We start from the raw sequence: 24,753 nt of genomic DNA, 5'->3' as shown, positions 1-24,753 counted from the left end.
GCGGAGCTATGGCTGCAGCCCGGAAACGTTCCAGACTGGCCAGCAGCAGGGGTCGAAATCACATGAGCAAGATCAAGGTCGCCAATCCCGTCGTCGACATGGACGGCGACGAGATGACCCGCATCATCTGGCAAAAGATCAAGGACACGCTGATCTTCCCCTATCTCGACCTCGAGCTGGATTATTACGACCTGTCCGTCGAGAACCGCGACGCGACCAATGACCAGGTCACGATCGATGCCGCCAACGCCACCAAGAAGCACGGCGTCGCGGTGAAGTGCGCCACCATCACCCCGGACGAGGGCCGAGTGAAGGAGTTCAACCTCAAGCAGATGTGGAAGTCGCCGAACGGCACGATCCGCAACATTCTCGGCGGCGTGATCTTCCGCGAGCCGATCATCTGCAAGAACGTGCCGCGCCTCGTGCCGGGCTGGACGCAGCCGATCGTCATCGGCCGCCATGCTTATGGCGACCAGTATCGCGCCACCGATTTCAAGTTCCCCGGCAAGGGTACGCTCTCGATCAAGTTCGTCGGCGACGATGGCGCCGTGATCGAGAAGGAGGTCTTCAAGGCTCCCGACGCCGGCGTCGCCATGGCGATGTACAATCTCGACGAGTCGATCAGGGATTTCGCTCGCGCGTCGCTGAACTACGGTCTGATCCGCAAATACCCGGTCTATCTCTCGACTAAGAACACCATCCTCAAGACCTATGACGGCCGCTTCAAGGATATCTTCGAGGAAATCTACCAGGCCGAGTTCAAGGCTGAATTCGACAAGCTCGGCATCACCTATGAGCATCGTTTGATCGACGACATGGTCGCCTCGGCGATGAAGTGGTCGGGTGGCTATGTCTGGGCCTGCAAGAACTACGATGGCGACGTGCAGTCCGACACCGTGGCGCAGGGTTTTGGTTCGCTCGGCCTGATGACCTCGGTGCTGATGACGCCGGATGGCAAGACCGTCGAGGCGGAAGCCGCGCACGGCACGGTGACACGCCATTATCGCGAGCATCAGAAGGGCAGGGAGACCTCGACCAACTCGATCGCCTCGATTTTTGCCTGGACGCGTGGCCTCAGCCACCGCGCCAAGCTCGACAACAATGCTGAACTCGCCAAGTTCGCGACGCTGCTCGAGAAGGTCACGGTCGACACTGTCGAGGCCGGCGACATGACCAAGGATCTGGCGCTGCTGGTCGGTCCCGACCAGAAGTTCCTCTCGACCACTGGCTTCCTCGAGAAGGTCAGCGAGAACATGCGCAAGGCGATGTCTGCCTGAGCCCTGCGATCCTGATTGAATGACTTGAAGCGCCCGGATCCCGATCCGGGCGCTTTTTGCTGTCGGGACCAAGGTGCATGCGACGACACAGCATGTCGTGCCGTGCTGACCAAGCCAACCGCTGGCGTGACGTCAGCGGGGTGATCCGCACGTGCTGCTGCTGACATCTGTCCTCGACGAAGGGAACCTGGTCGCTCGGTTGGGCGGCCTCTGCGGGATGACCAGCAAACTCACTGTGGAGCCGTCTCGTTCGGAGAGCTCCGCGCTATCGCACGCCTTGAGACATCCGATCGCGATGCTCGGGCACGTGCCCAGGATGATCGCTACTCGATCGTGAGGGGACGGCGAGCAAGGATACGCTGGCCGCTCAGCGGTGCGTTCATGACATAGCGAAGTTCATAGCTGCCCGGCGTGTCCGGTGCTTCCAGCAGCGCTTCGACATTCTCTGCCGGAAAGAAGGACGGGCCTGCCGCGTCCACGGCTGCATCAGGCGCCGTGATGACGACGCGATCGCGCTCGCCATTGGGGCCGATCCCGCGTACCGGGACGCTTGTCTTGGCCTTGGCGCGGTCCGGCGCCGACAAGGTCGCCGAAGGGACCGTCGCCGCCAGGGGCTGCCTGGCGAGGATTTCGGGCTTGCCGGAATCCTGGCGGATGAGGCGGAGTTCATAGCTGCCGGGCTCGCCGGGGGTCGTGATCGCGGTTGCGGACACGGCGCCGAGAATGACCGAGACGATGGCCGATTCAGCCGGATCGCCCGGGCGCGCGATCGCGAGCTGCGATTGCGCCGGCGCCTTGCTGGCGAACACCGTCAACATCGAGCCGGCCATCGCGCTACGCGAGGCCGACAGGGTTGGCGGCTGGACCGGTGCGGCAGGGCGGGGGCGCACTTGCTGGGCAAAGCCCGAAGGGCTCGCGGCCACCAGGGCAAGAGCAATGGTGGCGGCGAGACGATACTGCACCTCGTCTTCTCCGGCGCCCGAACCCGCTCAGCTCATCGCGGCTGCGACGGCGTCGAGCGCAGCCTGGGCCTTGGCGCCGTCCGGGCCTCCAGCCTGCGCCATGTCGCGGCGCCCACCACCGCCCTTGCCGCCAAGCTGCTCGGAGGCGGCGCGCACCAGCGCCACGGCGTCGAAGCGCGAGGTCAGATCCTCGGTAACCCCGACGACGACGCCGGCCTTGCCGTCCTCCGCGACGCCGACAATGGCGACGACGCCCGAGCCGACGCGGGACTTGGCTTCGTCGGCGAGGCTCTTCAGATCCTTCATCTCGACGCCGGTAACGGCGCGGGCCAGGAGCTTGGCGCCGGAGATCTCCCGAATCGGATCCTCGGCTGCACCGCCGCCGCCCATCGCGAGCTTCTTGCGCGCCTCGGTGAGTTCGCGGTCGAGCTTGCGGCGCTCCTCGACCAGGGCGGCGAGGCGCGTCTCGGCTTCGGCCGCGGGAACCTTGAGCAGGGCGGCGAGGTCGCGCAGACGCCTGGCATCGGTGTTGAGCTGGCGCCGGGCTTCCGCGCCGGTCACTGCCTCGAGACGTCGCACGCCAGCGGCCACCGCGCTTTCGCCTGCGATGCTGACGATGCCGATATCTCCGGTGCGCGAAACATGGGTGCCACCGCAGAGCTCGACCGAGAAAGCCTTGCCGGCCTCGGTCGTCCCCATCGAGACGACACGGACCTCATCGCCGTATTTTTCACCGAACAAGGCGCGGGCGCCCGAAGCGATGGCTTCGTCGACGCTCATCAGATGGGTCGCCACCGGCTCGTTCCGCAGCACGGCGGCGTTGGCGATATCCTCGACCTGGGCCAGTTCGGCCTCTGAGATCGGCTTGGGGTGCGAGAAGTCGAAGCGCAGCCGCTCGGGCGAGACCAGCGAGCCCTTCTGGGCGACATGATCGCCAAGGACGAGCCGGAGCGCCTCGTGCAGCAGGTGGGTCGCGGAGTGGTTGGCGCGAATCGTGCTCCGGCGAGCATGATCGACCGTCAGCTCAGCAGGCGCGCCGAGCTTGATTTCGCCCGAAGTGACCCTGACGGCGTGGGCGAAGATGTCGCCGAGCTTCTTCTGCACATCCAAAACCTGTGCGGAGAAGCCCGCCCCGGTGATCGTGCCGGTATCGCCAACCTGGCCGCCGGACTCGCCATAGAACGGAGTCTGGTTGAGCAGGACGAAGCCGGTCTCGCCGGCCTTCAGGCTCTCGACTTCCGCATTGTCGCGGATCAACCCGGTGACGACGCCCTCGGCCGTTTCGGTGTCGTAGCCGAGGAACTCGGTGGCGCCGACGCGGTCACGCAGCGGGAACCAGAGCTTTTCCGTCGCAGCCTCGCCGGTGCCGGACCAGGCGGCGCGCGCCTTCGCCTTCTGCTGCTGCATCGCCGCGTCGAACCCGTCGAGATCGACGCCGATATCGCGGGCCCGGAGCGCATCCTGAGTCAGATCGAGCGGGAAGCCATAGGTATCGTAAAGCGTAAAGGCGACGTCGCCCTTCAGCTTCTGGCCGGCGCCGAGATCCTTGGCAGCATCGTCGAGGATCGAGAGGCCGCGCGCCAGTGTGGTGCGGAAACGCGTCTCCTCGAGCTTCAGGGTCTCGGTGATCAGCGCCTCTGCTCGCAGCAGCTCGGGATAGGCCTGGCCCATTTCTCGGGTCAGGACCGGCACGAGCCGGTGAAGCAACGGCTCCTTGGCGCCGAGCAACTGGGCATGGCGCATGCCGCGACGCATGATGCGGCGCAGGACATAGCCGCGGCCTTCGTTCGAGGGCAGAACGCCGTCGGCGATCAGGAAGGCAGAGCAGCGCAGGTGGTCGGCGATGACACGGTGGCTCGCCTTCATCGGCCCGTCCGACGAGACCGATGTCATATCTGCGATGGCGCGGATCAGGGTCGCGAAGAGGTCGATCTCGTAATTGTCGTGCGTGCCCTGGAGCACCGCGGCGACACGCTCCAGCCCCATGCCGGTGTCGATCGACGGGCGCGGCAGATTGGTGCGGATGCCGCCAGCGGCCTCCTCATACTGCATGAACACGAGGTTCCAGATCTCGATGAAGCGGTCGCCGTCCTCATCGGGCGAGCCGGGAGGGCCGCCGGGGATATGGTCGCCATGGTCGTAGAAGATCTCGGAGCAGGGGCCGCAGGGGCCGGTGTCGCCCATGCGCCAGAAATTGTCCGAGGTCGGGATCCGGATGATCTTCGAATCCGAAAGCCCGGCGATCTTCTTCCAGAGCGCGTGCGCCTCGTCATCCTCGGAATAGACCGTGACGGTCAGCTTTTCCTTGGGCAGGCCGAATTCGCGCGTGACCAGCGTCCAGGCGTGGGTGATCGCCTGTTCCTTGAAATAGTCGCCGAAGGAGAAGTTCCCCAGCATCTCGAAGAAGGTGTGGTGACGCGCAGTGTAGCCGACATTGTCGAGGTCGTTGTGCTTGCCGCCGGCACGCACGCATTTCTGCGCTGACGTGGCGCGCTGGTAGGAGCGCTTTTCCTGTCCGGTGAAGACGTTCTTGAACTGCACCATGCCTGAATTGGCGAACATCAGCGTCGGGTCATTGCGCGGCACGAGCGGGCTCGACGGCACCACCTCATGGCCGTTCGCCTTGAAATAATCGAGGAAGGTGGACCTGATTTCGTTGACGCCGCTCATCGCAATTCGAACTCTGCTTCAGGATGGGTGGCCGGGCGGGCCTGCTGTTGGGGATCGGTTCTAGTCAGCGGCTTTGCGCCTGTCCAGAAATCCCGTGACAAGGCCTTGGCACATAAAAGAAACGGGCGGCCCCGAAAGGCCGCCCGACGAAAATACCCTGCCGCTGACGCGGAGATGAGGCTCAGGCGTCGCCCTCGTCGAGATCATCGTCGGTCGGTGTCGCCTCATCGAGAATGCGATCGGCAACGAGGCCGGAGTTCTGCCGGATCGTGGCCTCGATGCGCGCCGCGACGTCCGGATTGGCCTTGAGGAAGGATTTGGCGTTCTCCCGCCCCTGGCCGAGGCGCTGGCTGTCGAAGGAGAACCAGGCTCCGGCCTTCTCGACCATCCCGGCCTTGACGCCGAGGTCGATCAGTTCGCCAACCTTCGAGATGCCCTCGCCGAACATGATGTCGAACTCGACCTGCTTGAAGGGCGGCGCCACCTTGTTCTTCACGACCTTGACGCGGACCTGGTTGCCGGTGGCCTCATCGCGCTCCTTCAGCGTCGAGACGCGGCGAATGTCGAGGCGCACCGAGGCGTAGAATTTCAGGGCGTTGCCACCGGTCGTGGTCTCGGGCGAGCCATACATCACGCCGATCTTCATGCGGATCTGGTTGATGAAGATGACCATGCAGTTCGAGCGCGAGATCGACGCGGTGAGCTTGCGCAAGGCCTGGCTCATCAGGCGCGCCTGGAGGCCGGGCTGGACATCACCCATCTCGCCTTCGATTTCGGCACGGGGCGTAAGGGCCGCAACGGAGTCGACGACCAGCACGTCGATGGCGCCGGAGCGAACCAGGGTGTCGGTGATCTCGAGCGCCTGCTCGCCGGTATCTGGCTGCGAGATCAGGAGATCGTCGAGATTGACGCCAAGCTTGCGGGCATAGACCGGGTCGAGTGCGTGCTCGGCATCGACGAAGGCGCAAACGCCACCCTTCTTCTGGGCCTCGGCAATGGTGTGCAGCGCAAGCGTGGTCTTGCCGGAGGATTCAGGTCCGTAAATCTCTATGACGCGGCCCCTGGGGAGCCCGCCGACGCCGAGCGCGATATCGAGCCCGAGCGAGCCGGTCGAGATGGTCTCGATCTCGATCGCCTGCTGGTTCTTGCCCAGGCGCATGATCGAGCCCTTGCCGAAAGCCCGTTCGATCTGCGAGAGCGCCGCATCAAGCGCCTTAGCCTTGTCCATCGAAGAGCCTTCCACGAGCCGGAGATTTGCCTGATTCACAACGTGCGCTCCTTATGGCAGGGGCGCGATCACTTCTCAATGTGCGCCGTGAGCAAATATGGTCATGGTTTGTTCTTGTCTTCAAGTTCTTTTTTTGTTCTCGTTCATCGCCTCCACGCACGGCTGTTCAAATCCGGCTGTCGCCCTTCGCCTGCATGGCCCGGACCTGCATCGCGTTGCCGAGCCGCTCGAGCTCCAGCGTGTAGCAGTAGAGCGCGAAGATGACGGCGATCAGGAGCGCGCCGCGCCAGCTCAGATCGAGATAGCCAAGATCGAGTACCGGGACGTGCCGCAGATAATAGAGCGAGAACAGAGCGCCGCCGAAGATGAAGCCGATCCTGGCGGCGAACGAGACCAAGTGGCCGATCACCAGGCCGCGATAGCTGGCCGGGATGGTCACATGGCGCAAGCGCCACCAGTAGCAGGCCTGGCCGATCACGACCGCAAGCATCATCTGCGACGCACCGCCGAGGGAGGCGGTGACAACCGTTCCGATATTGTCGATCAGCAGGAGGAAAATGCCCCGCATATTGGAGAGCACGACGATCGCGCAGAGGGTCTGGACGAGAAGCAGGACCAGGTATCTGCGTGAATTCCTATCCGACATCGCGCTGTCCGCATCGTTCGAGGACGCTGCGCCTCGCTATCTGCGCAGCCTCGCGCCTCAGCTCATCGCCGCCTTCACCGTCTCGACCAGCTGCTTCATCGTGAAGGGCTTGGGCAGGAAGTGGAATTGCTCGCCTTCCGGCAGGTTCTTGCGGAAGGCCTCTTCCGCATAGCCGGAAACGAAGACGACCTTGGTGGCCGGGTTGCGCTGGCGCAGCTCGCCAAGCAGGGTTGGCCCATCCATTTCAGGCATGACCACGTCGGAAACGACGAGGTCGATCTTGCCGTCATGCTTGAGGAAGATATCGAGCGCCTCCACGCCCGAGGCCGCTTCGTGCACGGTATAGCCGCGCGAGATCAGCATGCGGGCATTGAGGGCCCGCACCGCGTCCTCGTCCTCGACCAGCAGGATGACGCCGGCGCCGGTATGATCGGCTGCGACTTTCTTGGGCGCCTCCTTGACGGCGTTGTCGGCGGCGATCTCCTCTTCCGTCGGCACGTGACGCGGCAGGAAGATGCGGAAGGTCGTGCCCTTGCCGACGGTCGAATCGACGAAGACGAAGCCACCGGTCTGCTTGACGATGCCGTAGACCATGGAAAGGCCGAGGCCCGTGCCCTTGCCGACCTCCTTGGTGGTGAAGAAGGGCTCGAAGATCTTGTCGAGATGTTCGGCCGGGATGCCGGTGCCGCTGTCTTCGACTTCGAGCATGACATAGTCGGCAGCAGGCAAGGCCTGGTGGCTAAAGCCGGCGCATTCCTCCGCAGCGACATTGCGTGTGCGGACCTGCAGCTTGCCGCCGTCCTGCATGGCATCGCGCGCATTGACCGCGAGATTGACGATGACCTGTTCGAGCTGACCGAGATCGGCCTTGACCGGCCAGAGGTCGCGGCCCTGGCGAATGTCGAGCGAGACCTTGTCAGCGACGACGCGCTTCAGCATCAGCGAGAGATCGGAGAGTACATCGCCGAGTTCGAGCACCTGTGGGCGCAGCGTCTGGCGGCGCGAGAAGGCGAGCAACTGCCGGACCAGCGAGGCCGCCCGGTAGGCGTTCTGCTTGATCTGCATGATGTCGGGGAAGGACGGATCGGTCGGCTTGTGGCTGGCGAGCAGGAACTCGGACGCGTTGATGATGACCTGGAGCACGTTGTTGAAATCGTGCGCGATGCCGCCGGCGAGCTGGCCGACGGCCTGCATCTTTTGGGCCTGGTCGATATTGTCCTTGAGCTTGCGCTCGGAGGTGGTCTCCAGCGCATAGACGATGGCGCGCTCACCATCACTGTCCTCGGTCGCTGCGACCGGAGAGAGATAAAGTTTGGCGGAGCGTCCGTCCTCGCCCGAGAGGTTGGCATCGAGCGGGGCGATGTCGCTGCTGCCGGCCATCGTCGCCGCGAGCGCCTCGTCAAGACTGCCCGGCGCGACGAGATCCTGGATCATAGCGGGCTGGCGGCCCTGCTGCGTCAGTCGGGTGAAGGCGGCGTTGGAGCGCAGGATCGCACCGTTGCGGTCAACGGTGGCGATCGCCATCGGCGTCGAGTGGAAGAAGCGGGCAAAGCGCACTTCGGCATCGCTGCGCCCGTCGGATCCAGCTTCGCCGGTCGTCCGGTTAAGTACGAGGGTGCGAGAGGGGCCAGCGCGGCTATCGCTGCCGAAGGCGACCTGATGATGCAGCCTGACTGGCAGGGTCGTGCCATTGCGCCGGCGCAGATCGACATCGAGGACCTCGACGCGGACATCGCCGGGCTGACCGCGAATAGCCTGGATCAGGGCAGCCGCGTTCGAGGTTGCGATGTCGTCGAGATGCAGTCCGCCCGAGCCGAAGCGGGCGAGGTCATAGTCGAGCCAGCCCGAGAGCGTGGCATTGATATAGGGCACCTCGCCATCGGCGTCGATCGAGAGGAAGCCAGCCGGTGCGTGATCGAGATAATCGATCGCGTGCTGGAGTTCCTGGAAGGCGTTCTCCTGGCGCTCACGCTCGGGCGTCACGTCGGAGACGCTCCAGAGCATGGCGGCCTTGCCCTCGCGGCGCACGGGGGAAACGCGAATTCGATACCAGCCGACGGTATCGCGACCATTGAGGGCGGGCTCGAGCCGGACTTCCTCCGCCAGCCGGCGGCCATCGCGTGCAGCGGTCGCCAAGCGGTAGATCGCTTCCGACACCTCCGGGCGACCGGTAAACAGGCGCTCGACCGGCTTGATGTCGCTGGCTCCGCGCGCCCCGGCCAGCGCCAGATAGGTTTCGTTGGCGTAGACGATGCGGTTCTCGCCTTCGGTGACGACGACGCCGTCATCGGCGCTGTCGACGATGGCCTTGGTCAGGTCGTTGCGCGCTGCACGGCCCGAAAACTGAACGAGGCCGATCGAAAAGGCGAAGAGGCCGAAGACACCGATCACCGAAAGCAGGGCCAGCAGGCCCAGGATCAGCGGTTGCGCCCATTCATTGGCAATGAAGCCGAGCGCGATTGCGGCTCCGACGAGCACGCTGGCGACAAGCAGGATCACGATCAGGCCGATATGGCCTGACTTGTCGGAGCGATCGATCGCGGTTGTCGCCGTGGTTCCGCTCATGCGGCTGGTCCGTCCCGTTTCATGCCTCATCGCCGCCTGCGAGGGGCTTAGCGCGCAGGTCGCGCAGATTGCGAGTTAGGCGCGCCGACCCTTCAGGCGCAAGACGTAACCGATGACTTCGGCCACGGCCTGATAGTGTTCGACAGGAATTTCTTCGTCGATATCGACTGTGGCATAGAGCGCGCGGGCCAGCGGTGGGTTCTCGACGATCGGCACGCGATGCTCCCCCGCGACCTCGCGGATCTTCAGGGCGAGCGCATCGACGCCTTTGGCGAGGCAGAGCGGGGCGCCCATGCCCTGTTCGTATTGAAGTGCGACGGCGAAGTGGGTCGGGTTGGTGATGATCACGGTCGCCTTCGGGACCGCGGCCATCATGCGTTTCCTCACCCGCTGCGCGCGGATCTGACGCAGCTTCGCCTTGACCTCGGGATTACCTTCGGAGTTCTTGAACTCCTCCTTCAGCTCCTGCTTGGTCATACGCTGACGCTGGTACCAGCTGAAGCGCTGATAGACGAAATCGCCAATTGCGATGACTGCGAAGAGCGCGAGCACGCTCGCCATGAGTTTGATCGTCAGCGACAGCGTCGCCGGCAGCATCGCGGCGACGCTCATCTGTGCGAAGCTCTCGAGCCGGTCGTGTTCCTTCCAGAGCGTCAGGCCGACGACGGTGCCGATCAGCAGGATCTTGGCGAGGCCCTTGGCAAAATTGACCCAGGCCTCCTTTCCAAAGAGCCGCTTGGCCCCGGCCATCAGCGAGATCCGGTTGAATTTCGGCATCAGCGGCTCGACGGTCCAGAGCGGCTTGTGCTGGATCAGTGCGCCCGCAAGCCCGGCGCAGAGGATGAAGGCGAAGGGCAGGCCGAGCGCCATGAAGCCGGTCATCACGCCCTGCTTGGTGACGTTGAAGAAGGCCTCGCCGCTGGAGGGCACCTGATGCGCGTTCATCAGGAAGGAGCGCAGGGAGAGCGCCGCACTGCTCGCCGACCAGCCGGCTCCGACCAGGAGCGCCAGTGTGAAGCCGCAAAGGACGAAGAAGGTGCCGATCTCCTGCGAGCGGGCGATGTCGCCCTTCTCTATTGCCTGGTCCAGCTTTCGCTGAGTCGGGTCTTCTGTTCTGTCCTCGTTGTCGGCGTCCTCTGACATCGCCGCTCCTCAGTTGCCGGTGAACTGGCGAAGGAAGTTGCCGAGATCCTCGAGGAAGACGCCCATCATCACGCCGACGACGGCGAGCAACACGAGCATGCCACCGAGGATCGAGGCCGGCACGGCGAGGAAGAAGACCTGAAGCTGCGGCATCATCCGCGCCAGCACGCCGAGCCCGAGATTGAAGAGCAAGCCGAAGACGATGAAGGGGGCGGAAATCTGAACGGCGAGAGCGAAGCCCTGCGTCGCCGCACGGATCGCCAGGGTCATCATATCTCCGACATCCGGAAAGCCGCCAGGCGGTAGGAGCCGATAGCTTTCATGAATCGCCGCGATGGCGACGTGATGGAGGTCGGTGACCAGGATCAGCGTGATGCCGAGCATCGTCAGAAAGTTGCCGATCGACGGGTTCTGCATGCCTCCAGTCGGATCGACCGTCATCGCGAAACCCAGGCCCATGGTCTGGGCCACGATCGCACCCGCGCTCTGCAGGCAAGCCATCACAAGGCGCACGCTGAGCCCGATGGTTAATCCGATCAGGAGTTCGCTGATGAGAAGGCCGACGAGTGCCGGCATGTCGCCGGGCGGGGTGATGATCGTGCGCGCCATGGGGACGATCATCAGTGCGATGAAGAAGGCCAGCGACAGCCGCGCGCGCGAGAAGATGAAGCGTTCGCCGATGCCGGGCATCAGCATCACGAGGGTGCCGACACGTGCGAAGACGAGCACGAAGAGCGCGCCGATCTCGGGCAGGATCGCGATCTGCATCGTGCCGGCAAGACCCTTGCGCCACTCGGGACGCCACTGCGGCAGCCCCAGAGCCGGTCGCGGCAGCGAAAGGTTCATTCGCCCGTGGCGATTCGGACGGCGACCCGCCCCATATAACCTGCAAGCGCATCGCCCATGAACGGCAGAAACAGCATCATGGCGGCAAAGACCGCAATGATCTTGGGGACGAAGATCAGGGTCTGCTCCTGAATCTGCGTCAGGGCCTGGACGAGCGAGACGGCGAGGCCGACCCCGAGCGCGACCATCATGAGTGGACCGCCGGCCTTGAGGAAGACGACGATGCCGTCGCGCGCGACGTCGAGGATGGCGCCTGAGGTCATGGTTTCGTCCTGATCGAGCCGGGAATCAGACCGGCATCCGCATGATTTCCTCATACGCTGCAATCATGCGGTCGCGAACCGCCACCAGCGTTTCGATCGCGGCTTCGCTCTCTGCGACGGCGGTGACGACATCGACGATGTCGGAGCGGCCAGCGGCCACGCTCGCGGTCTGGACGTCGCTCTTGCGGCCGGCATCGGCGGTTGCTTCCAGCGCCTTGCCGATGAGCGAGGAGAAATCGGTCATGCCCGCACTGGCGCCGGCGGCCGCACCGAGCGGCTTGCGCATCAGGTTGCCGGCGCCGAGACCCTGCGTCGAGGCATAAGCGCCGGCGGCGAAGCTGGATGTGGCCATGGTGCGAGGTTCCGTTCCGCTGGCGCCGGTCAGACGCGCAGGATGTCGATGGTGCGCTGGATCATCCGGCGCGTGGAGGAGATCAGGTTGAGATTCGCCTCGTAGCTGCGCTGTGCCTCGCGCATGTCCATGGTCTCGACCAGTGAGTTCACGTTCGGCATGCTGACGTTGCCGGTGGCGTCGGCGGCGGGGTTGCCGGGCTCGAATTTCGTCCGGAAGGCACTCTGGTCGCGCTGGACGCGGCCGAGATCGACGACCTGGGCTTCGAGTTCCCGGTCGACCCGGCGCTGGAATGTCGGAATCTTGCGGCGATAGGGATCGACGCCGGCGCGATCCGACCCCGAATCGGCGTTGGCCAGGTTCTCGGCGATGATCCGCATGCGGCCGGACTGGCTGCGCAGGCCCGACGTCGCCACTGCGATGCTCTTGAGAAGATCCATGAGGCTTCTGCTCCTGCGTCCGATGCCTTAGCGGCCCTTGCCGATCGCGATCTTCATCAGTCCCAGTCCCTTGCTGTAGAGCGAGGCGGCGAGCTGATAGTCGGACTGGTTCTGGGCCACCTTCATCATCTCGTCCTCGAGATTGACGCCGTTGCCATTGGGCGTGACCTCGAAGCGGGGCGCCTTGGCGGTATCGAATCCGTTGCGCTGGCCGGAGGGGCCCATATGGCCGGCAGAGGTCTGAGCCAGCGAGACGCCGGACGAAGCCGTGCCGACGGCCGGCGCCTTGAGGTCCATCGGGCGAAATCCGGGGCTGTCGGCGTTGGCGACATTCTCGGACAGCACTTTTTGCCGGGACTGGTGCCAATGCATGCGCGTCTTCAACGCCTGCATCAGGTTGCCGCCAGTGCCTAAAGCATTGCCAGACATGGAGTTTGTCCCGTTTCCTGAGGGGATGGCCGTGGACAGAACCGGCTTGCGATTCCGTCCTGACAGGCGATCCACTGGGAAAATATTGCCGGGTGCTTGGTTAATTTCGCGTTAAAATCCACAAAACCGGTGCACCAAATTAACCAAGTGCTAACCCTGTTTCCCGAAATTGCGGGCGTTATGCTATAGCCAACGTGTTGAACCTTGGGTGGAATTGCGGTCCGCCAAGGGCTGTCGCCGTCGCACATGAGGCAAACCTTGCAGACGTTGTTTGGCTTCGAACTCTCGACCGGCCTCCGCTGGATCATTGCATTCGCTATCGTCCTGATTCTGGTGGCGCTCTTCGCCTTCCTGTTGCGGCGCATCACCGGCGGGCGACTCAGGATAGGAGGGCAGGGCGGTGGCCGCGCCCGACAGCCTCGCCTCGGGGTGGTCGATATCCATGACCTCGACCGGCAGCGACAGCTCGTGCTGATCCGACGCGACAATGTCGAGCATCTGGTTATGATCGGCGGCGCCTCCGACGTGGTGGTCGAGACCAATATCGTGCGCGGCAGCAGCAGCGGCCGGATTGCGGTCCCGGCGCAGGCCGAGGCCCCGGTCTTTGAACGCCCTCTGGCGATTGACCCGGCGCTCGGTTTCGAGGCTCTTCGTGCCGATCTGCAGGAGGAAACGCGCCGCGCCTCTCCGCCGCCGGCCGCTGCCCCGCAGCCGGACAGCCTGCCGCCGCTACCGCATCGTACGCCTGCGCCTGCTGCGCGCGTCGAACCGGCTGTGGCGCCGGCAGGCGCTGCAGCGGCCGGCATGGCCGGTCTCGCTGCAGGAGCTGCAATCGTAGCCTCGCAGGCGCCGAATTTCGGTCGCAACCAGGCCCCGGCGCCAAGCGTGAGTTCCGATGAGCTCGACGATATGGCCCGTCAGCTCGAGGAGGCGCTGAAGCGTCCGCATTCGGCTGTGCGATCGTCCCAGGTGCCCGCAACCCCGGCTCCGGAGATCCCGCCGGTGACGCCGCCCGCGCCGGTCAAGCCTGAAGAGCCGAAGCCCGCAGCGGCCGCGCCGGTCCTCTCTCCGGTTCCGACGGCTCCTCCGCCCGTCTTCGGGCGCCCCGTTGGGGTGCCGGCCGATGTTGCGGCCGAACTCGAAATGGCTCTCGGCCTGAAGCCCAAGCCCTCGGATGTGGTGACGCCGCCGGTGCCTGTCGTCGAGCCGCAGCCCGCTCCCTTCCGTCCAGCTCAAGAAGCCCCCAAGCCGCCGGAGCCCGCACCGGTCGTGCATTCCGCGCCGGCACCCGTGGAGCATGGCGACAGGCTGTCGCCAAAGGACGAGGAAGACGCGCTGGAGGTCAGCGAGGACGAGGCCGATACGGAGGCTGAGGCGGAGATCGCCGAGTCCCAGGCCGGGGTCGAGCCAAAGGTCGAGACGCCCACCGTTCCCGCCACCGAGGAGCCGAAGGCCGAATCGAAGCCGGAGGAGAAGCCTATTCAGATCGATCCGTTCTCGGTCGATGCGATCGAAGCCGAGTTCGCGCGACTGCTGGGGCGTGATCCGAAGTCGAAGTCCTGATCGGACGGGCATGATCAACAGGATTGTCGGGCTGCGACGATCCTGAGGCCGCCAGTTTGGTTGCCCTGGCGGACATCAGCGCCCTAGCGTCGTCTCGCCCGATCGGTTGAGTCGGGCTTTGATGGCGGCTTTGCGTGATCCTGACCTTGACGGATGCAAGATGGCGTCGCGGCTGCCGCGTCGCTTGTGCCGGCGCGATGGTCGCGCTTGCGCTCTGCGAGCCGGCTCGGGCGCAAACGCTTTCGCTTGATCTCGGGCAAGGTGGGGGCGTCGCCGAGCGGGCGCTGCAACTCATCGCCGTCATCACGGTGCTGTCCCTGGCGCCGTCGATCCTGATCATGGTGACGTCGTTCACACGGATCGCGGTTGTGCTGTCCCTGCTGCGCTCGGCCATCGGCACGCAGACAGCGCCCCCCAACGCCGTGATCGTCGGGCTGGCCCTGTTCCTCACCGGCTTCGTGATGGCGCCGACATTGCGCGAGGCCTACCGCGTCTCAGTCGAGCCGCTGGTTGCCGGGCAGATCCAGCCCCAGGAGGCCTATAACCGCGGCGTCGTGCCCTTCAAGACGTTCATGCTCAAGCATGTCCGCGAGAAGGACCTGATGCTGTTCATCGAGATGTCGCGCGAGCCCCGCCCGACGCAGCCGGAGGATATCCAGATCCAGATCCTCGTGCCGGCGTTCATGATCTCCGAGCTGCGCCGGGCCTTCGAGATCGGTTTCCTGCTGTTCGTGCCGTTCCTGATCATCGATCTTGTGGTGGCCTCGATCCTGATGTCCGTCGGCATGATGATGTTGCCGCCGGTGACAGTCGCCCTGCCGTTCAAGCTGATCTTCTTCGTCCTGGTGGACGGCTGGGGCCTCGTCACTGGATCGCTGATCAAGAGTTACGGAACGTAGCGGTCAACCGCGGCCTGGCGCTGCGTCCGGACTTGCCTCGGCACCGGTCGAACTGGGCGGTGTCGCCTGTTCGGGCTCGGGTTTGGGCCGGCTGCGGACAGCGGTGGAATAGGCCGGATAGCGCTCGCGATAGGCCCTCATGAACTCCGACAGGTTGTCGGCTCCGGAAGCGGCGCGTGCCATTTCGCGGATATCGGCGGCATTGGCGCGGTTGGCCCCGGTCACGAAGGCGAAGGTGCGGGCGTCCGTGCTCTCGGCCATCTTGGCAGCGAATTTCGTGCGCAGCCGGTCGAGCGACAGGGCCTCATTCGACATCACATAGGAGACCGCGGCGCGCATCACGTCGGCGCGCTCGCGCTCGTTCAGCGGCGCGTTGCCACGCCAGCTTTCGCCCAGAATGCGTTCATGCGCTTCGCCAGCCTCGCGCCAGCGGCGTCCCGTCCAGTAAATGTCCGAGCGTAGGCGGTCGACTTCCGGGCCGCGTTCGATCTCCAGCATCTCGAGCGCCTGATCGGTGCGCGAGAGATCGGAGAGGGCCTTCGCCTCGAGCAGGAGCCGTGCCCGCTTGACGTCGCCCGGCAGCTCGATCAGCCGCGTCGAGGAGATCGCTTGCAGCGCCTCGGCTGGCTTGCCGTTCATCAGCGCGATCATGGCAAGGCGTGCAGCCACCGTTGACCGTGCGGCGCCGGTCAGGCGGGCCTGCATCTGGTAGCGCAGGATCTCGCTCGCCTGGTCGAGGAGGTCGAGTTCCACCAACCGATCGGCGAGCAGGCGGGCGATTTCGTCGCCGCGCCGGCCGATCGGCAGGAATTCCTTGAAGTCGTAGAACAGGGCCAGCGCTTCGATGCGCGGCAGTTGCTCCTGCGCTCCGTCGCGGTTGCTGAAGATCTCGGCGAAGCGCTGGGCCGTTTCGTCGTGAAGGCGGCGCGTCAGCGGATTGTCGGGGTAGTTGTTGTTGGCGCGGCGCGCGATCTGGAAGGCGTCACGCCAACGGTGCTGCGCAGTGTAGAGACGGCCGAGCTCGGACAAAGCCTCGATCTCGATCTCGCCGCCGCGCCAGATGATCGACACGGTCTCGAGCCTGCGGGTCGCCTCGTCCGGTGAAATGTCCTGGCGTTTCTCGGTCTGGACCAGTCGGATGGCACGCAGTTGCGCCTCCGCCGCGACCGGCCTGCTCACGGCCTCGAAGAGCGGCTTGTAGCCGTTCAGCGCGGCCTCCGGGCGACCGCTGACGTCATCGAGCATGGCGCGAAGGAGTGCGAGCTCATCCTTGTCGACAAGATCGCGCGGCAATTCCGAGAGCCGCTCGATCTGGCGCTCTCCCGTCGTCATATCCTGCATCGCCATGGCTGCGCGTGCCATAGCCGGGCGGAACTGCACCTGCAAATCATCTGGGTAGCCATCGAGCGTCGCCTCCGCGCGCCGGAAACCGGCAAGCGCCTGTGCCTGGCGCCCGAGCCTCTGTTCGATCAGTGCGCGCCAGAGCCCCGCCTCGGCATCTTCCTTGAGCGGGCCGGCCTCGAAAGCTGCGAGAGCCTCGGGGTTACGGTGCATCTTCGCCGCGATCACGCCCTTCAGGAAAAGAGCCTCGCGATTGCCGCGCATCGCAGCGTCGTCGGCCAGCATCGCCTGGAGCGGCCCCGCGGCCTCCGGCATCAGCCCATTGGCGGCATAGAAGCGGGCAAGAGCCAACCGTGCTTCGGATTTGCGACTGCGCGAGGCGTCGGCGACATCGCGCAGAAGATCGCGCGCACGTTCGCGCACGGCTGCAACGCGCAGCTTCGCCCAGAGCTCCGGGCTGAGCAGGGGCGGGGGGGCCGCGATCGGCGCCTTCGTCTTGTCCTCTTCGCTCTGCGGAAGATCGAGGGTGACGGTCAGTCCGCCGGCGCGCCCGATCAGGGCTTGCTCGGTGCCGGCGCGAACGACGATATCATCGGAGCGCGGCATGACGGCGAGTCCATGGGCGGTCTGCATCAAGCCGAATTCGACGAAGCGGTAAGGCTTGGTCACGGCCCGGGTTGGCCCCAGCGCGGTTGCGACGGCCATCGGCATGCCCGCGGTCCCACCCTCGATCCAGTGCACGCCGGTCATGCCGGGTAACGGAACGGCGAGGATCGTCTGTCCGCGCTCATCGACGGTGCGTGCGGGGGCAACAGGGTTCGTCGGCTTGCCTGCCTGTTCTCCGAAGCCGAGCGACCAGCCGGTGCCGTCATCGGTGAAGCGCACCAGTTGCTGGTTGGAAAGGCGCAGCCGCACCAACGTGGCTTTGCCTTCGCGCGTGACGACGGTCTCCTCGATCAGCTCCGGAAGCATCTGCCGGAAGCTCGCGGGGTCGATCGTATCGCGGGTGTCGAAGACGAGGGTCACCAGGCCGGCATCGATGAAGGCCGCAGCCCCGGTCGGGCGCGGGAAGCGGAAATCGATGCGGCTGCCATCCTGACCGGTCGATGACTGGATCTTCACGAGCTGAGGTGTCGGGTCGATGGCGGGCGCGGCGGGCTCTGCGGCTGGCTTGGCGGCTGGCGCGGCCTGCTGCGGCGCCGCCGCCTCGCTTGCGACTGCCGGCTTGACCGCAGGGGCGGACGGTTTGTCCGGCTGCTCAGAGGCATTTGCCTGGAGGCCGGTCAGGCTGAGCACGCCGGCCTTGGCCGGCGGCAGCAGATCGACGACGAGGCGGTCGTCGTCGCGGAAGCTGCGGGCCTGCCAGTCCTTGGGCAGGGAAAAGCCGAGCTGGGTATTCCCCATACCGGTCTCGGTCGAGGCGAGACCGACCCGTTCCGGCAGGGCGGACCTGATCGCGGACGGCTCCACCGTGAGCACCTGATCGAAGGTCAGCCTGAGCGTGCCGTCAACAAGCTCATGGGCCAGTTTGGTTTCCGCGGGCGCCTGAAAAATCAGCCGCTCCAGCGTCGGGAGCTTGGCGCTGGTCAGCAGGAGAGGTTTGGGCGCAGGCGGCGGACGGCGGTCGATCTCGCGGGCGCGGGCCTCCGCCAGCCGGACGCGCTCGGCCAGGGCGGCGATGACCTCGGGCGGAGGTCCGGGCATCAGACCCTTCCAGGTCTCCGGGAGCAGGTCGATGAAAGCCTTGTCCCCAGCCTCGATCAGGTTCGCCCGATACGGGCGGGCGAGAGCAAAGCGCATGCCGCGACCGTCGGGGTCGATCCGCGCGATCGAGACATAGTCCGGGAGTTCCTTGGCGATCTTGTTGACGTCGATCTTCACGGGGCCGCCGAAGGCAACGACCAGGACACCATTGGCAACCCGGGCGCGCACTGGCATCGGCTCGTCGAACGTCAGCGACAGGCGCCCGAAGCCGGGCGGCATGGCGGCGCCCTGCAAGGTCGCCGTTGCGCCAAGCGCGGGCATGGACAGGCTGGCGGCAACGCCAAGCGCGGCCAGTCCGACACCAAAGGCAAGAGAACGCGGGAAACGCAAACCGGTACACTCACGCAACGCGACACCAGTGCCCGGCACGACCGCAAGACGGCAGCCCGAGCGCTACCGACGGTAAGGCGTCAAGGATAATGGCGCGTTAAGGACGCGGGAGGGTCAGCGCCGCTGCGGCAGCGCGACGGCGGGCAGCTCGTTGCCCGGCAGGGGGGCTGCTTCGGCGGCGAGACGCGGGAGGCTGGGCGCCCGCGCCGGGGTCGCCAAGGCAACGGTCAGCTTCTCCGCAGCATCCGGGGACATTGCAGCGAGCACATCCGACATCTTGCGCGGGTTCATCTGCTGGACCACGGGAACCAGCACGCTGAGGTTCAGACGGTCGAAGACCTTTGCGGCGTCCTTTGGCTTCATGGTCTCGTACATGATGACGAGGTTCTTGATCGCCTTGCTCTCTTCCTCGGCCTGCTTGGCCTTGGGGCCGTCGACCTTGTCCTCGAGCTGCTTCAGGTCGCCGACGCGGCCGTCGAGCTTCTTCTCCGCCGTGTCGAGCAGGCGCTCACGCATCTCCAATTCGCGCATGCGCGCCTCGATCTCCTCGCGCCGCTCGCCGAGGCGCTCCAGTATCGCGCGCTCGGCAGGCGAGGTGGTCCTGGCGGTGCCATTGAGGACATCGGCCTTGTTGTTCGGGTTGGCCGCGCGTGCGGCCTCGGCCTTCGCCTCTTCCTCCGGCTTGGCCTTGGGCTTCTCGATCGTGCCGGTGGTTTCGGGGTCGAGGAACGTATCGGGGGCGTGTGCGCGGGCGATGACCTTGGCGAGGCCCCAGACTTCAGGTTCCGTCTTGAGAGGCTGTGTGGCAGGCTGGGTCTTCGGAAACGCCTGCGCACTGGCGGGTCCCTTGGCGGGATACGGCTCCGACGTCCAGGCGATCAGCTTCAGCGCCAGGAGGCCCATGGCGCCGAGGATCACTGCCGGGATGAGGCGGGGCCTCTCGATCACGCCGCCTGACCTTCCAGCCGCTTGGCGGCGCGGGCCCTGATCGCAGCGGCTGCGTGTGCGGCATTCGTCAGGCGCGAGACGGTCGGTTCTTCGGCGGCCTCGGGCGCAGGATCTGCTGTCTTGGGCGCAACCAGCGTGGCGGCGCTGACGATCTGGGCGATGCGTTCCATGACGTCCTGACCGGCTTCGACCTGGGCTGCGAGATCGGCGGCATAGCGCTCGGCGGTACGCAGTCGCTCGGCCAGCGTCCGGTCGCAGTCGCCAAGCGTCAGCTTCAGGCCGGCGATGGCGCGCTCGGCCGTGTCGGTGGCGGAGATCAGGGCGCCGATGGTCTGTCGCATCGCGCCTTCATCCGCCTTGAGCCGTTCGATTCGCTTGGACAGGACATAGCAGGTGATGATGGTGGCGACGAGGAGGCTGGCGACCAGCGCATCGGCGATAAGGGTAATCGTCATGGCGTTGTCCCCGGGCGTCAGATCGGCGAGCCGAGATGGCTGGTGGCGCTGTCAAAGGCGGCGATCGTCGTTTTGGAGCGTCGCAGCGGGCTGACGACCTGGACGGCAATCTTGTCGTCGACGCGCCCGATGCGACCTTCGCTGACCATGAAGTCGCCGCAGCGCAGCGAGACCACCGAATCCGGCCGGGCGTCGAACATCAGCGTGTCGCCGATCTCGAGCTTCATCACGCGCTTCAGCGGCATCTGGGTCTCGTGCAGCACGCATTTCACCGCGACGTCGGTCTGCCAGACCTCGGTCGCAAGGTGGTTTTCCCAGATCGGGTCGCGGCCGAGCTTCTCACCCATGAAGCTCTCGAGGAGCAGCTCACGGATCGGCTCGATCGTCGCATAAGGCAGGAGGATGTGCAGCGAGCCGCCGCGCCCTTCCATGTCGAAGCGCAGTTCGACCCGGATTGCCGCATTGGCAGGGCGCGAGATCGAGACGAAGCGCGGATTGGACTCGATCCGGTCGACCTTGAAATTCACGGGCGAGAGTGGCTGGAACGCCGCCTCGGCGTCGCTCAGCACGAGTGCGATCACGCGCTTCAGCAGATTGAATTCGATCGACGTGAAGGGGCGTCCGTCGACCCGCGGGGCAGGCTGCCCGCGCTTGCCGCCGAGCATGGTGTCCAGCACCGAGTAGATCAGCGAGGATTCGATCGTGATCAGGCCGAAATTGTCCCATTCCTCTGCCTTGAAGACGGAGAGCATGGCGGGCAGCGAGATCGAGTTGATATAGTCGCCAAAGCGGACGGAGCGGATGCTCTCGAGGGACACCTCGACGTTGTCGGTGAAGAAGTTGCGCAGGCTGGTCGAGAGCAGCCGGACCAGACGCTCGAAAATAATCTCGAGCATCGGCAGGCGTTCATAGGAGACCGAGCCGGATTCGACGATCGCCTGGATGCCATTGCGGCTGTCCTTGTCATCTCCGGCAGAGAAACCGAGCATCGTGTCGATTTCGTCTTGGCTCATCAGGCGGTCGGTACCGCCTTCGGCCTCGCCTTCCTCCTCGACGGTGTCGGGCATGGTGGCCCATTCCGCCGCCATGTTCTCCGGCGTCAGCGGCTGGTCCTTGGGAAGCCCGCCGGTCTGTTCGAGTTCGCTATCGGCCATGGGACGCTCGGCTGATGGTCAGGGATCGGGTAGGCCGGTTCACTGGACCAGCAGTTCCTTGAACAGCACCGCTTCGACCTTGGCCGGATAGACGGTGACGTTCACGCGACGCAAAAGCTCTTCCTTCAGCCGGTAGATTCCGGCGGATCCATCGAGATCGGCGGGGCGCAGCTCGCGCATGAAGACCTGAAAGGCATCCTCGACACGGGGCAGCAGCGGCTTGATCTCCTCGGAGGCCTTGGCATCCGCGATCTCGAGCACAACCTTGATCTTCATGATGGGCTGGCGGTCCTGCTGGCCGCCGCTCGAAATGCCGATCATCATGTCCTTCATTTCGACGAAGGTTGCCGGCTTCTTGACGTTCTTGGCCGCTTCTGCCGCCGCAAGCTGTTCTGGCGAAGGCTTCTTCAGGAAAAACCAGCCACCGCCACCGAGAGCGACCAGCAGCACCACGCCGCCGACGATCATCACGAGCTTCTTCTTGCCCGCCTTCGGCGCGTCGGCGCCTGCTGCGGCCTCGTCGTCGCTGCTCTTGGTCTTCTTGGCCATACCTGTCTGCCCGGGTCCGGAGCGCGGCTCCATTCTGGGCGGCTCACTCCCGCAAATCTGACGAAACAGGGTTAATGTCTCGTTAAGGACGGCAGTTCTTGCCGGGTCGTTTCTGCCCGCCGACGCGCTGTTGCCGAGTGGTCGGCGCAGTCCGGATGGGGAAATATACCTTATATTTCAACGTGATGATATCGGTTAACCACGTTGGCACGGTGGTTGCGGTGACTGCTCTGCGAAGGCTGCGCTGGGGAGCGTCGAGGCTTTCGCGGGACATGATCGGGAGTTACCGCCGTGGAGAACATGCTTCTCGTCGGCCTGTCGCGCCAGATGGCTCTGGCGCGTGAGCTGGATGTTATCGCCAATAACGTGGCGAATGTCGGCACGAACGGCTTCAAGGCGCGTTCGGCGCGCTTCAATGAGTTTCTCATGCCCCAGGCGAGCGCCGAGGGCTTCAAGGCGCCTGACCGCAAGCTGTCCTATGTCATCGACAAAGGCACCCCGGTCGATCTGTCCCAGGGCGTGATCGAGCGCACCGGCAATCCGCTCGATGTGGCGTTGCGCGGCGATAATTTCCTCGTGGTGCAGACCCCGCAGGGCGAGCGCTATACGCGTGCCGGTTCGCTCTCCATCAATGGCCGTGGTCAGCTCGTCACCCAAGGCGGTCAGCCGGTCCTGGGAGAGGGCGGCCCGATCCAGTTCGGCGATACCGAAACCGGCGCCAGCATTGCGGCCGACGGCACGGTCTCCACCAATCTCGGTACCCGCGGCAAGCTCCGCCAGGTGCGCTTCGCCAATCCGGCTGCGTTGAGCAGCGACGGCACCAATCTCTTCGCTTCGACCGCCCCCGCTCAGCCGGCCGGACCGCTGGCCCGGCTCGAGCCCGGCGCGGTCGAGACATCCAATGTCAAGGCGGTGATCGAGATGACGCGGTTGATGGAGGTCCAGCGCTCCTACCAGAGCATGGCGAACCTGATGTCCAAATCCGACGAATTGCGCAGCCGGGCGATCTCGCGCCTCGCTGACCAGCAGGCCTGACAGGAAAAGGAGCCAGCACGATGCGCGCCCTTCAGACCGCCGCGACCGGCATGATGGCCCAGGAACTCAACGTTCAGGTCATCTCCAACAACATCGCCAACGTGCGCACCACTGGCTACAAGCGCCAGCGCGTCCACTTCCAGGATCTCCTCTACGAGAACTTCCGTCGGGCCGGCTCCGCCACCTCCGACCAGAACACGCAGGTGCCGGCAGGCACCTTCATCGGCTCGGGCGTCAAGACGGTTTCGACCGGTCGCGTGATGACGCAAGGCAACATGACGTCGACCGAGAAGGAATACGATCTCGCGGTCAAGGGCGAGGGCTTCTTCCGTATCCGCATGCCGGACGGACGGACCGCCTATTCCCGCGACGGCTCGTTCGATCTCGATTCGCAGGGGCAGCTCGTGACCCGCGATGGCTATCAGGTCGAGCCGGGCATCACGATCCCGAACAATGCGACCAGCGTCAGCATCAACGCGCAAGGCACGGTCGAGGTCAGGCTTCCCGGCCAGACCGCGCCGCAGCAGGTCGGGCAGATCCAACTTGCCCGCTTCATCAACAAGGTCGGCCTTGAATCGCTCGGCGACAACCTCTTCATCGAAACGGCGGCCTCGGGCCAGGCGATCGATGGCGTCGGCGGCGCCGAGGGGTTTGGCACGCTCCAGCAGTATTCGCTCGAAGAAGGCAACGTGCAGGCCGTCATCGAGCTGTCCTCCCTGATCTCGGCCCAGCGTGCCTACGAAATGAATTCCAAGGTCATCACCGCCGCCGACCAGATGCTGTCGGCGACGACGCAGATGTTCCGCGGGTGAGGACCGTGCTCATGATCCGCTCCTCCAGCCTCCTTGTTTCCCTGCTCTTCGCTGGAACCGCGCTTGCGGCCCAGCCGCACCAGGCCGCGCCTATCGCAACGGCTGCCTTGCCGGTCGAAAAGGCGCATCCAGCCCCGGTTCTACGCCGGATGCAGTTGCGCAACGAACTGACGCTCTCGCGGGATCTCGTCACCTTCGGCGATCTGATCGCCGGTCTTTCTGCGCAGGACGCTGCCATGCCGGCCTTCCGCGCGCCGGCGCTCGGCGAGACCGGTACGATCCAGGCCGCTCGTATCATCGAAGCCGCCAGGAATGGCGGCCTCATTCGCGAGGCGAGCGATATCGACGGCCAGGGCATCGCCCAGGTTGTCGTTACCCGCGCGGCTCGCCGCGTCATGGCGTCCGATGTCGAGGCTGCGGTCAAGACCGGCCTGCTGGAGCGCTTCGGCGTCGATAGCCGCATTTTTGCGCTGGCCGTGGACGGGGGCACGCCTTCGATCGCGGTCGAGCCCGAACTGACCGGCGCCATGACGGTGGTCGACCTGAGCTACGACGCCCGCTCGCGTCGTCTCCAGGCCCTGCTGACGGTGCCGGGTAGCGCCGCGCTGCGCCTGAAGCCTGTGCGGATCTCGGGCCATCTGGTCGAAACGACGGAAGTCGTGGTTCCGCTCCGCGCCATTGCCCGGGGCGAGACGCTGACCGCCGCCGACGTGATTGTCGAGCGGCGCCCGCGTGAAGGCCAGGGGGGTGAGCTGATCGCCGAGATCAAGGGAGCGGTCGACAAGGTTGCGCGACGCGCGCTGATGGCCGGAATGCCGCTGCGCAATGGCGATGTGCAGCGCGAGGAAATTGTCGGCCGCGGCGATCTCGTCACCATCGTCTACGAGGCGCCGGGCCTGCTTCTCACCATGCGTGGGCGCGCCGGAGAGGCTGGCGCAAAGGGCGATGTCGTCAGCGTCACCAATCCCCAATCCAAGCGTGTGCTGCAGGGCACGGTCAGCGGTCCCGGCCGGATCACGGTCAAATCGGCCGGCATCGGCCGCGTCGCCAACGCGCAGTAGTGACGAAAATGCGGAACATCA

Annotated in this window: 22 protein-coding genes; 6 read left to right on the top strand and 16 right to left on the bottom strand. The window is 65.2% G+C overall.

Features of this window, described 5'->3' with window-relative positions; genetic code table 11:
- Positions 1-62 precede the first annotated feature (62 nt).
- Complete coding sequence (locus AB4099_RS00855) at positions 63-1,277, top strand: NADP-dependent isocitrate dehydrogenase (RefSeq protein WP_113513532.1); 1,215 nt, start codon at positions 63-65, stop codon at positions 1,275-1,277.
- Positions 1,278-1,600: 323 nt separating this feature from the next.
- Here AB4099_RS00855 and AB4099_RS00850 read toward each other — a convergent pair whose 3' ends face one another.
- The 11 genes from AB4099_RS00850 to flgB all read right to left on the bottom strand — a co-directional run bounded on the left by AB4099_RS00850 (position 1,601) and on the right by flgB (position 12,821).
- Positions 1,601-2,239, bottom strand: coding sequence for a hypothetical protein (locus AB4099_RS00850; protein ID WP_441476705.1), 639 nt, complete (start codon positions 2,237-2,239; stop codon positions 1,601-1,603).
- Between the two features lie 27 nt (positions 2,240-2,266).
- The gene (gene alaS / locus AB4099_RS00845) at positions 2,267-4,909 is read right to left on the bottom strand and encodes an alanine--tRNA ligase (protein ID WP_113513528.1); all 2,643 of its coding nucleotides are present in this window, start codon (positions 4,907-4,909) and stop codon (positions 2,267-2,269) included.
- 181 nt (positions 4,910-5,090) lie between these two features.
- Positions 5,091-6,137 carry a recombinase RecA gene (gene recA, locus AB4099_RS00840; protein WP_113514031.1) on the bottom strand — a complete coding sequence of 349 codons (1,047 nt, stop codon included), beginning with the start codon at positions 6,135-6,137 and terminating at the stop codon, positions 5,091-5,093.
- Between the two features lie 166 nt (positions 6,138-6,303).
- Positions 6,304-6,783 (bottom strand): hypothetical protein, encoded by a 480-nt coding sequence (locus AB4099_RS00835; protein ID WP_113513526.1) that lies wholly within the window; start codon positions 6,781-6,783, stop codon positions 6,304-6,306.
- A 57-nt stretch (positions 6,784-6,840) separates the two neighbouring features.
- On the bottom strand, positions 6,841-9,348 hold the full coding sequence (cckA, locus tag AB4099_RS00830) for a cell cycle histidine kinase CckA (RefSeq protein WP_113513524.1): 2,508 nt from the start codon (positions 9,346-9,348) through the stop codon (positions 6,841-6,843).
- Positions 9,349-9,423: 75 nt separating this feature from the next.
- A complete protein-coding gene (gene flhB, locus AB4099_RS00825; protein WP_113513522.1) occupies positions 9,424-10,491 on the bottom strand; it encodes a flagellar biosynthesis protein FlhB in 1,068 nt (355 codons plus the stop codon).
- Positions 10,492-10,500: 9 nt separating this feature from the next.
- Positions 10,501-11,259: a flagellar biosynthetic protein FliR gene (gene fliR, locus AB4099_RS00820; protein WP_069882615.1), complete on the bottom strand. Its 759-nt coding sequence runs from the start codon at positions 11,257-11,259 to the stop codon at positions 10,501-10,503.
- A 74-nt stretch (positions 11,260-11,333) separates the two neighbouring features.
- Positions 11,334-11,600, bottom strand: a complete 267-nt coding sequence (fliQ, locus tag AB4099_RS00815) for a flagellar biosynthesis protein FliQ (RefSeq protein WP_043237665.1) — start codon at positions 11,598-11,600, stop codon at positions 11,334-11,336.
- Positions 11,601-11,625: 25 nt separating this feature from the next.
- Entirely contained in the window at positions 11,626-11,952 is a 327-nt protein-coding gene (locus AB4099_RS00810; RefSeq protein WP_441476704.1) for a flagellar hook-basal body complex protein FliE, read from the bottom strand.
- 29 nt (positions 11,953-11,981) lie between these two features.
- Positions 11,982-12,392, bottom strand: a complete 411-nt coding sequence (flgC, locus tag AB4099_RS00805) for a flagellar basal body rod protein FlgC (protein ID WP_441476703.1) — start codon at positions 12,390-12,392, stop codon at positions 11,982-11,984.
- A 27-nt stretch (positions 12,393-12,419) separates the two neighbouring features.
- Positions 12,420-12,821, bottom strand: a complete 402-nt coding sequence (flgB, locus tag AB4099_RS00800) for a flagellar basal body rod protein FlgB (RefSeq protein ID WP_441476702.1) — start codon at positions 12,819-12,821, stop codon at positions 12,420-12,422.
- A gap of 258 nt (positions 12,822-13,079) precedes the next feature.
- Here flgB and AB4099_RS00795 point away from each other — a divergent pair, with 258 nt between their 5' ends.
- Positions 13,080-14,384: a hypothetical protein gene (locus AB4099_RS00795; RefSeq protein ID WP_441476701.1), complete on the top strand. Its 1,305-nt coding sequence runs from the start codon at positions 13,080-13,082 to the stop codon at positions 14,382-14,384.
- Positions 14,385-14,581: 197 nt separating this feature from the next.
- A complete protein-coding gene (gene fliP, locus AB4099_RS00790) occupies positions 14,582-15,283 on the top strand; it encodes a flagellar type III secretion system pore protein FliP (RefSeq protein WP_113514029.1) in 702 nt (233 codons plus the stop codon).
- 3 nt (positions 15,284-15,286) lie between these two features.
- Here the strand turns inward: fliP and AB4099_RS00785 are convergent, their stop codons facing one another.
- The 5 genes from AB4099_RS00785 to fliL form a co-directional block, all read right to left on the bottom strand.
- A complete protein-coding gene (locus AB4099_RS00785; protein WP_441476700.1) occupies positions 15,287-18,718 on the bottom strand; it encodes a tetratricopeptide repeat protein in 3,432 nt (1,143 codons plus the stop codon).
- Positions 18,719-18,832: 114 nt separating this feature from the next.
- The gene (locus tag AB4099_RS00780; RefSeq protein ID WP_441476699.1) at positions 18,833-19,666 is read right to left on the bottom strand and encodes a MotE family protein; all 834 of its coding nucleotides are present in this window, start codon (positions 19,664-19,666) and stop codon (positions 18,833-18,835) included.
- Entirely contained in the window at positions 19,663-20,121 is a 459-nt protein-coding gene (locus tag AB4099_RS00775) for a DUF6468 domain-containing protein (protein WP_113513510.1), read from the bottom strand. The genes AB4099_RS00780 and AB4099_RS00775 overlap by 4 nt, the downstream gene beginning before the upstream one ends.
- A 17-nt stretch (positions 20,122-20,138) precedes the next feature.
- A complete protein-coding gene (gene fliM, locus AB4099_RS00770; RefSeq protein ID WP_113513509.1) occupies positions 20,139-21,275 on the bottom strand; it encodes a flagellar motor switch protein FliM in 1,137 nt (378 codons plus the stop codon).
- A gap of 39 nt (positions 21,276-21,314) precedes the next feature.
- Positions 21,315-21,824, bottom strand: coding sequence for a flagellar basal body-associated protein FliL (gene fliL, locus AB4099_RS00765; protein WP_441476698.1), 510 nt, complete (start codon positions 21,822-21,824; stop codon positions 21,315-21,317).
- A gap of 291 nt (positions 21,825-22,115) precedes the next feature.
- On the opposite strand from fliL, the gene flgF reads away from it, so the two are divergent.
- The 3 genes from flgF to flgA are packed head-to-tail and all read left to right on the top strand — an operon-like array spanning position 22,116 to position 24,732.
- Entirely contained in the window at positions 22,116-22,859 is a 744-nt protein-coding gene (flgF, locus tag AB4099_RS00760) for a flagellar basal-body rod protein FlgF (RefSeq protein ID WP_113513507.1), read from the top strand.
- 20 nt (positions 22,860-22,879) lie between these two features.
- The gene (gene flgG, locus AB4099_RS00755) at positions 22,880-23,671 is read left to right on the top strand and encodes a flagellar basal-body rod protein FlgG (protein ID WP_113513506.1); all 792 of its coding nucleotides are present in this window, start codon (positions 22,880-22,882) and stop codon (positions 23,669-23,671) included.
- An 11-nt stretch (positions 23,672-23,682) separates the two neighbouring features.
- Entirely contained in the window at positions 23,683-24,732 is a 1,050-nt protein-coding gene (gene flgA / locus AB4099_RS00750; protein ID WP_441476697.1) for a flagellar basal body P-ring formation chaperone FlgA, read from the top strand.
- The last annotated feature ends 21 nt before the right edge of the window (positions 24,733-24,753 follow it).

Source organism: Allobosea sp. 2KB_26 (assembly GCF_052115715.1).
Taxonomy (GTDB): domain Bacteria; phylum Pseudomonadota; class Alphaproteobacteria; order Rhizobiales; family Beijerinckiaceae; genus Allobosea.
This window is presented reverse-complemented; position numbering and strand designations above follow the sequence as displayed.

Coding starts and splice junctions, on each gene's coding strand:
- AB4099_RS00855 (WP_113513532.1), top strand. CDS start 63: ATGAGCAAGATCAAGGTCGCCAATCCCGTCGTCGACATGGACGGCGAC.
- alaS (WP_113513528.1), bottom strand. CDS start 4,909: ATGAGCGGCGTCAACGAAATCAGGTCCACCTTCCTCGATTATTTCAAG.
- recA (WP_113514031.1), bottom strand. CDS start 6,137: ATGGACAAGGCTAAGGCGCTTGATGCGGCGCTCTCGCAGATCGAACGG.
- AB4099_RS00835 (WP_113513526.1), bottom strand. CDS start 6,783: ATGTCGGATAGGAATTCACGCAGATACCTGGTCCTGCTTCTCGTCCAG.
- cckA (WP_113513524.1), bottom strand. CDS start 9,348: ATGAGCGGAACCACGGCGACAACCGCGATCGATCGCTCCGACAAGTCA.
- flhB (WP_113513522.1), bottom strand. CDS start 10,491: ATGTCAGAGGACGCCGACAACGAGGACAGAACAGAAGACCCGACTCAG.
- fliR (WP_069882615.1), bottom strand. CDS start 11,259: ATGCAGATCGCGATCCTGCCCGAGATCGGCGCGCTCTTCGTGCTCGTC.
- fliQ (WP_043237665.1), bottom strand. CDS start 11,600: ATGACCTCAGGCGCCATCCTCGACGTCGCGCGCGACGGCATCGTCGTC.
- AB4099_RS00810 (WP_441476704.1), bottom strand. CDS start 11,952: ATGGCCACATCCAGCTTCGCCGCCGGCGCTTATGCCTCGACGCAGGGT.
- flgC (WP_441476703.1), bottom strand. CDS start 12,392: ATGGATCTTCTCAAGAGCATCGCAGTGGCGACGTCGGGCCTGCGCAGC.
- flgB (WP_441476702.1), bottom strand. CDS start 12,821: ATGTCTGGCAATGCTTTAGGCACTGGCGGCAACCTGATGCAGGCGTTG.
- fliP (WP_113514029.1), top strand. CDS start 14,582: ATGGTCGCGCTTGCGCTCTGCGAGCCGGCTCGGGCGCAAACGCTTTCG.
- AB4099_RS00775 (WP_113513510.1), bottom strand. CDS start 20,121: ATGACGATTACCCTTATCGCCGATGCGCTGGTCGCCAGCCTCCTCGTC.
- fliM (WP_113513509.1), bottom strand. CDS start 21,275: ATGGCCGATAGCGAACTCGAACAGACCGGCGGGCTTCCCAAGGACCAG.
- fliL (WP_441476698.1), bottom strand. CDS start 21,824: ATGGCCAAGAAGACCAAGAGCAGCGACGACGAGGCCGCAGCAGGCGCC.
- flgG (WP_113513506.1), top strand. CDS start 22,880: ATGCGCGCCCTTCAGACCGCCGCGACCGGCATGATGGCCCAGGAACTC.
- flgA (WP_441476697.1), top strand. CDS start 23,683: ATGATCCGCTCCTCCAGCCTCCTTGTTTCCCTGCTCTTCGCTGGAACC.